8 protein-coding genes are annotated in these 6,399 nt (G+C 55.0%); 3 read left to right on the forward strand and 5 right to left on the reverse strand.

The features are described from left to right. The 5 genes from trbL to XcuCFBP2542_RS18330 form a co-directional block, all read right to left on the reverse strand. On the reverse strand, window positions 1–1,090 hold a 1,090-nt coding region (gene trbL, locus XcuCFBP2542_RS18310; RefSeq protein ID WP_249027682.1), incomplete at its 3' end, for a P-type conjugative transfer protein TrbL. A 2-nt stretch (window positions 1,091–1,092) separates the two neighbouring features. Continuing rightward, window positions 1,093–1,275 carry a hypothetical protein gene (locus XcuCFBP2542_RS18315; RefSeq protein ID WP_004690111.1) on the reverse strand — a complete coding sequence of 61 codons (183 nt, stop codon included), beginning with the start codon at window positions 1,273–1,275 and terminating at the stop codon, window positions 1,093–1,095. A 2-nt stretch (window positions 1,276–1,277) separates the two neighbouring features. Beyond that, window positions 1,278–2,069: a P-type conjugative transfer protein TrbJ gene (gene trbJ, locus XcuCFBP2542_RS18320; protein ID WP_104605632.1), complete on the reverse strand. Its 792-nt coding sequence runs from the start codon at window positions 2,067–2,069 to the stop codon at window positions 1,278–1,280. A 269-nt stretch (window positions 2,070–2,338) separates the two neighbouring features. Next, complete coding sequence (locus tag XcuCFBP2542_RS18325) at window positions 2,339–2,563, reverse strand: hypothetical protein (protein WP_104605634.1); 225 nt, start codon at window positions 2,561–2,563, stop codon at window positions 2,339–2,341. A 2-nt stretch (window positions 2,564–2,565) separates the two neighbouring features. Continuing rightward, a complete protein-coding gene (locus tag XcuCFBP2542_RS18330; protein WP_000101768.1) occupies window positions 2,566–2,775 on the reverse strand; it encodes a TraC family protein in 210 nt (69 codons plus the stop codon). Between the two features lie 324 nt (window positions 2,776–3,099). Here XcuCFBP2542_RS18330 and XcuCFBP2542_RS18335 point away from each other — a divergent pair, with 324 nt between their 5' ends. The 3 genes from XcuCFBP2542_RS18335 to XcuCFBP2542_RS18345 all read left to right on the forward strand — a co-directional run bounded on the left by XcuCFBP2542_RS18335 (window position 3,100) and on the right by XcuCFBP2542_RS18345 (window position 6,366). Next, window positions 3,100–3,630, forward strand: coding sequence for a plasmid mobilization protein (locus XcuCFBP2542_RS18335; protein ID WP_425478058.1), 531 nt, complete (start codon window positions 3,100–3,102; stop codon window positions 3,628–3,630). Then, the gene (gene traI / locus XcuCFBP2542_RS18340; protein WP_249027683.1) at window positions 3,627–5,570 is read left to right on the forward strand and encodes a TraI/MobA(P) family conjugative relaxase; all 1,944 of its coding nucleotides are present in this window, start codon (window positions 3,627–3,629) and stop codon (window positions 5,568–5,570) included. The genes XcuCFBP2542_RS18335 and traI overlap by 4 nt, the downstream gene beginning before the upstream one ends. A gap of 190 nt (window positions 5,571–5,760) precedes the next feature. Further along, entirely contained in the window at window positions 5,761–6,366 is a 606-nt protein-coding gene (locus XcuCFBP2542_RS18345; protein WP_211293032.1) for a hypothetical protein, read from the forward strand. The last annotated feature ends 33 nt before the right edge of the window (window positions 6,367–6,399 follow it).

The following is a 6,399-nucleotide window of genomic DNA, read 5'->3' on the forward strand; positions in this document are numbered from 1 at the left end:
TGGCTGAACCCGGATAACGACGATAGAAAAGCACCCGATGAAATGAAGTTCGCAGCATGAAATAGCGGACAACTATGTTGACAATCACCGCACTGGCAGCGCCTCCGCCAGTTCCCGCGGCCCCTAGTGCTCCAGCAGCCGGGGCTGCTGCCCCAGCTGTTGCAACAGTAGCGATTGCGGCCGCCGCACCGGCTGCACCGGCTGCGGCCATGCCCCCAATTGCAGAGCCGCCGTCCATCGACGTGCCGCTAATCATGCCGCCGATCAGTTCAGGGATGGTTTTGGTCAGGTAAGCGCACACCAAAGACAGGCCGACCAAGGTCATCAACGACGCTTCGTCGTTGGTGTAGGCTGCCGACCATTCTGCGGAAACCTGCATGATCAGACCCACAATCAGAGTCAGGACAAACAGCTTGGCACCTACCGCAACGGCATAGCGAATGGGAGCCAGTGCATATTCGCGTGTCCATTGAGAGCCACCGAAACCCATGAACAGGACGGCGGCATTGATGATGACGTAGGCCTCTACGAGCGTCACGAACACCAGAGCCGCTATAAACGTGAAACATATCAGGACGATTAATGCAGATACGGCCACTACAACCGATGTGATTGGGCTGAACATCGAAACACCGGCCGTCAGCACCTGCCGTGAAAAGTCCACAGCAGTTGAGAACATATCCCCCGGCATCAGCTCCGCACTACCCAACCCTGCCGCGTGCGCCCCGGCCTGCCGGAAGCTGTTGACGATGGCCCCGCCCCACTCGGTCGCGTGCTCGAGCATCGCATAGAAGAACCCTATCACGAGGATGAATTTCACCAGCTCATGGAGGATGTCGCCCAGTTCAGCTCCGCGCATGACCAAAGGAGCAAAAGTCCAAACTAACTGGATGACGGCAAGGCATCCCAAGAGCCACAAGGCGTAGTCATGCAGGCGCGGTGCCCATTGGTTTGAAGCGTTCTGAATCAGCCGCAGAAGGCTGTTCATAGACGTGTTGCTCTGCGCCAAATCGACCCCGGCAGCCATCGCACTAGTTGCAGATAGCAAGAGCACCGCGCCGACAAGTGCGAAAACGGTTGAACGTCGCATAGTCAGAACCCCTCAGATGGGCCGCGAGTGTTTGGGCGGCTGCGGAATTGGTCATCCTGATGGCCATTGCCGACCGCTGCGCATTCCGGCGCGGCGGCGTTCGTGACGACCACGGCCGTCAGTGCCGACCCACCAAGGGCCGAGACGAGACAGAGCGCGGCAATCAGCGCCTTAGAAATCATCATGGTTAGAACCCCTCAGACGGGCCGCGTGTATTTTCACGGCTGCGGAATTGCTGTTCGGAGGCATCGCTAACGGACTGTCGTTCGTTTTGCTGCGCCATGTAGTTGCCTTGCAGGGTGATTTGTGTGGCTACCAGATCGCGCAGCTTCTGGAGCTGCTGCACGTTCTGCGCCGCAATCTCGTTCCCGGCTTGAATGGCCTGCTGACGGCCAACGGCCGACTGCGAACGGCTCACCAACTGATCCAGCATCGCGTTCTCATCCTCGAATGTGCTGGTATTTACGCCAGCGGCCTGCATGGCCGTGCGGGCGTTATCGAAGCCGGATTGTGCCCAGTCCCGATAGCGCTGCGGCATGTTGTTTTGCCCTTGGCCAATCGAGTTCAGATAGCTGTCATAGCCCTTGAACTGCTGGCGAAACTGTTCGTCCAGATTGCTGATGTTGCGGCCGAGCGACTGCGCCGAGTTGTAGACGCTGGCCACGCGCTGGAGGTCGCCAGTGATGGTGTTGAACATGCGGCTGGGCAGCGACATGCCCTGCTTAATCATGTTGTCGTACTGCTGGATCTGCGTCTGCAACTGCTGCGCGGTGTTCAGTTGCGTATTCACCGCTTCGGCGTACTCGTACATCTGCTGATAGAACGTCGAGCAGTTCGAGCAGTAGATGGCATAGGCCGGAGCCGGTGCCATGTAGAGACTCACACCAAGGCCTGCGCTTGCCATTGCTAGAGCGAGCGCCGTGCCTCGACCGAATTTTCGGGCGGCATAAGCCGACGTTTTTTGCGATTCCATTTCCATACCGAATACCTCATTTTGTCATCGTCCGAGGTTTAATTATTGACCGATATGGAGCGGTTTTAAATATGCGGATAATCTTGTATCCGCATAGAATTCAATGATGTATGTCCGTAAACTGTCCGTCAATCTTCACGAGATTGTTTCTCAACACTATGATTTTGATCGCGTTTTTCATGACGAGCGGAACGGGCTTGGCTGTCCGTTTTGATACGTTTTGCGGACAAAAAAAAGCCCACCGAAGTGAGCTTTTGATAAGCCGGTGCGTGGCGTCAGAGGGCCGCGTAATAGGGATTCTTTACGCGATAGAGGTCACGCTCTATTTCAGGGATGTGCAACGTCTCAAGGTGCCACTCTTCGAGTAAAGAAGCTAGCTCGGCCGCAATGCGCTGGGCTTCCATAACGCTCTTGCTAGGCCGCCCACTGGCTCGACCGAGGCAGGCTTGCAGTTCGTTGAGTTGATTGGCCAATGCGCTGATGCGGTGAGCTGTCTTCATGATCAATTCCCCTTGCTGATCCTTTCCACGATTCTGTCGAATTCTTCCCGGACTTGATCGTCCGTCAGTTCAAGATTAACTAATCCTGACTTTATTGCAATTCTTCCGATTCTTTCTGCTGCCTCATTGTCGAGTTTTGCCAATCTGGCTTTTGCCATTTCAAGCTCCGAAAGGGCATCAGAACGGCGCTCTGCAAGGGTTTTTCGTGCCATGATTACTCCGTTGTTTCTTGATGATCGAGTTTGTAAAAAAAAGCGCGTAAACGGAGGCTATGTTCTCACCCGAGTCGGGCAATTTACAAGGCTTAGATTTGGCTGGCCTACCTGATGGCCTCTCAAAGCCCCTCCTTTTGGTGTCAGTCCATCCTTGATGCTCATGTACTGAGTCGGAAACGCGTTTCTATGCGAATGTACGCGATTCTACGCGATTAGAAGAATTGATTAATGCGATGCTACGCGAATGTATGCGAATTAGCGCGAATGTACGCGATTACGCCATATTTTACTGGCGATTCTGCTCCAGTCGCATAGAATCGCATGAAGCAGTACGGCAAGATGTGTGTTGTACCGGTACGGGCAAGCCCGCACCAGTCCAACACCGCCCCTTACTCACCTGCGGTTCGACGGCATCTTGCTCTGCGAGGCTGTCAGTCGCTCCGCGACATTTACACCAAAGAGGAAAGGCTTATGGCCGGTGAAAATGCGATTGAGGCTATCAAGCCGCATTCGCGTGGGACACGTCCACGGCGGGAGCGAATTGAGGTTTGGGTCAGCAGTGACGAGAAAAAAGAGCTAGCCGAAAGGGCCGATCAGGCGGGATTGTCGAATGCCGCTTTCCTTCGCGCTGTTGGGTTGAATCTGCCTATAGGTTCACGTGCCGATTTGGAGGCTGTCCGCCAGTTGGCAAAAGTGAATGGCGACCTAGGCCGAGTGGCCGGATTGCTGAAATTGTGGCTCGCTGAGAAACGCGGTCAGGGCGCTCGACCGATTGACGTGGAAACGATGATGATGGATTTCCGCGCAATCCAAGATGACATGCGGGCGCTCATGGGGAGGATTTCCAAATGATCGCGCATCGCATCAACCGTGAACGCAAGGCCTCAAGCCCAGCTCGGTTAATCAAGTATATGGTGGCGGCCAAGGGCGGCATTGACCCGACGAGCTGGGAGCGCACAGCCGATTACATTTTGGATTCCGCCAATGGCACGACCAAGGGCGAGAAGGTCGCCAGCTTCCGCATTACCAACTGCGGCACGGATGATCCGGCAGATGCCGCAATCTTAATCCAAGCCACGCAAGCGGCTAACACCAGGTCGAAGGCGGAAAAGACCTACCACTTTGTCTATTCCTTCCCGCCCGGCGAGCAGCCAGACCTTGAAACGCTGCACGCCATCGAAGACGAACTATGCGCTGCCATCGGCCTCGATGAGCACCAGCGTGTATCAGCGGTTCATATCGACACCGATAACCTGCATGTGCATGTAGCCGTCAACAAGGTTCACCCGACCGGGTTACAGAACATCGAACCCTATTACGATCAGTTCCGCCTGATGGAGGCCTGTGAGCGTCTTGAAATAGAGCATGGCTTGCAAAGAACGTTTCATGGTCTGGAGGCAAAGCAGCGGCATCAGAACCGCGCCATTGAGCTGTTGCCAGCGAAAGCCCCAGAGCAGCGCGATAGCCTATTCCGTAAACACCTTAGAAACGCTTACGACCTCAGCATATCGGAGCCTCCCAAAGCCAAAACCCTGAACGGGTTGCGCAAGCTGTCCGATACCCGTCTACAGAAGCAGTCAGCAGATAAAGCGGAGCCAGTCCGCATCGGCGCGAAAGTGGCCAGCGTGGAGGCGCAGTCCGGCATCGAGACGCTGACCGGGTACGCGGCCCGCGAGCTCGCCCCGGCGATGCGGCAGGCGACGAGCTGGCAGGAACTGCATGACGCAGCGGCCGAGCACGGCCTAGAGGTTCGCCAGCGCGGCGCTGGCCTTGTCATCGGCGAGCCAGATTTAGGCATTTGGGCGAAGGCGAGCAACGTCGGCCGCGACCTTTCCATGAAGGCCCTAACCGACCGTCTTGGCCCGTTCCAGCCTTCCGAACGGCAGGCCGAGGCGAAAGCGAACCGCAAGCGGTACGAGCCACGACCCCGGCGGCCGGATACCCCGACGACAGCGGGCCTGTTCAACCAGTACCAGCGCGAGCGACAGGCGGCCATTCTGGCCCGCCGTCAGGGCCTCGACCAGATCAAGCGCGAGAGTGCGGCTTTCAATGCGCAGGTGAGGCAGTGGAGCCAGACAGAGCGAATGCTTTTGAAGGTCGCGGGCAAGGGGCCGACCAAACGCCTGATGTACGGCACTATCAAACAGCAGGCCGACGCCTCGCGCCAAAAGAACCGGCAAAGCGCAGACGCTCGCCGTCAGGCGCTGTTCAAACAGACGACGATGCCCACTTGGGCCGACTGGCTGACGCAGCAGGCCGAGCGCGGCAACTACGAGGCGCTGGCCGTGCTGCGCGACCGCGAGGAAAGGACACGCCGCTGGAACGGGGAGCTACTGACCGCCGACCGGGCCGACAAGGCCAAAGCTGTCGTTCTCGACAAGCTCAAGCCCAAGGCCCGGAAAGACGGGACGATGGCGTACAGCACCATCGACGGCGGCATGGTGATCGACCGGAAGACTCACGTTCAGGCGCAGAAAGCCACGACCGGCGCGGCGCTGGTTGCGCTCGAACTGGCGTCCAAGCGGTTCGAGGGCCAAGCCCTCATCGTGGAAGGCACAGACGAGTTCCGGCTTGAAGTCGCCCAGCTCGCCGGTATGCACGGCCTCAAGGTCACGTTCACCGATCCGGCGATGGAGCAGATGCGCCGCGAGACGGCCGAATATCGCGAGATAAATACTAATTCTTTGGGTTCCTACGGCCAAAGGGAAGCCAAAAGGCGCAATGAAGGACACGGATGCACTGTAGGATTAGAGAAAAAGCGACTGAGGGAAGACGCTCGGGGCCTTGACTAGGAAATGACATAGGATGGGATTGGTCCTCAAGGACATTGGTGTGAGCATGATCTGTCCTGCATATTGGATTGTGCAATCCAAATTTTAGGTGAGCTGATGTTGTAAAAAGAACAAAATCAATGTGGGATAGACATGTAGTTTTGGATGGATATTAAATTTAAACGCTAAAATAGAAAAATCTGGGGCGAGTATGAAAAAGATTTCCGAAATAGACGCAAAAGAAGCTAGAGAACATTTTCTTAAGGGAAGTAGTTATTTTAATGGCGACTTTCCGAGCTATATAAGCTTTGAGCCAATGCTTAAAATTGTTTCAGATGTGTTGGCTGGATCGCAGTATTCTGCTCATAAATCTGAAAATCCAGATCAAATATCAGGCGTAAATTACAGTTTGGTTGCTAATAAGGATGGCAGGTTTGCATGGAGGCCTTTGGAACTTATGCATCCTGTTCTATACGTATCCTTAATAAATTTGATGTGTTCTGATGAGAATTGGCCTATTATTATTAAAAGATTGGCTGATTTTGATAAAAATCGGGTAATTTGTTGTAGTTTGCCTGTGATATCCGTAGACCATCAAAAAGATCAAGCAGCACAGATAAAGAATTGGTGGCAGACTGTTGAACAGCAGTCGTTAAAATACTCTCTGGAATTCAGTCATATATTGCACACCGACGTTACTGATTGTTATGGCGCTCTATATACTCATGGCATTTCGTGGGCTATTCATGGCATGGAAGCCGGTGGATTCGCCCGCGAAGTGCAACAGTCCTATAACGTAGCGGGCCAGGTGTCGTAGCCTGAGCCCCTACACGACCAAGTGGAGTTGCAC

This window comes from Xanthomonas cucurbitae, assembly GCF_002939885.1.
Lineage (GTDB): Bacteria > Pseudomonadota > Gammaproteobacteria > Xanthomonadales > Xanthomonadaceae > Xanthomonas > Xanthomonas cucurbitae.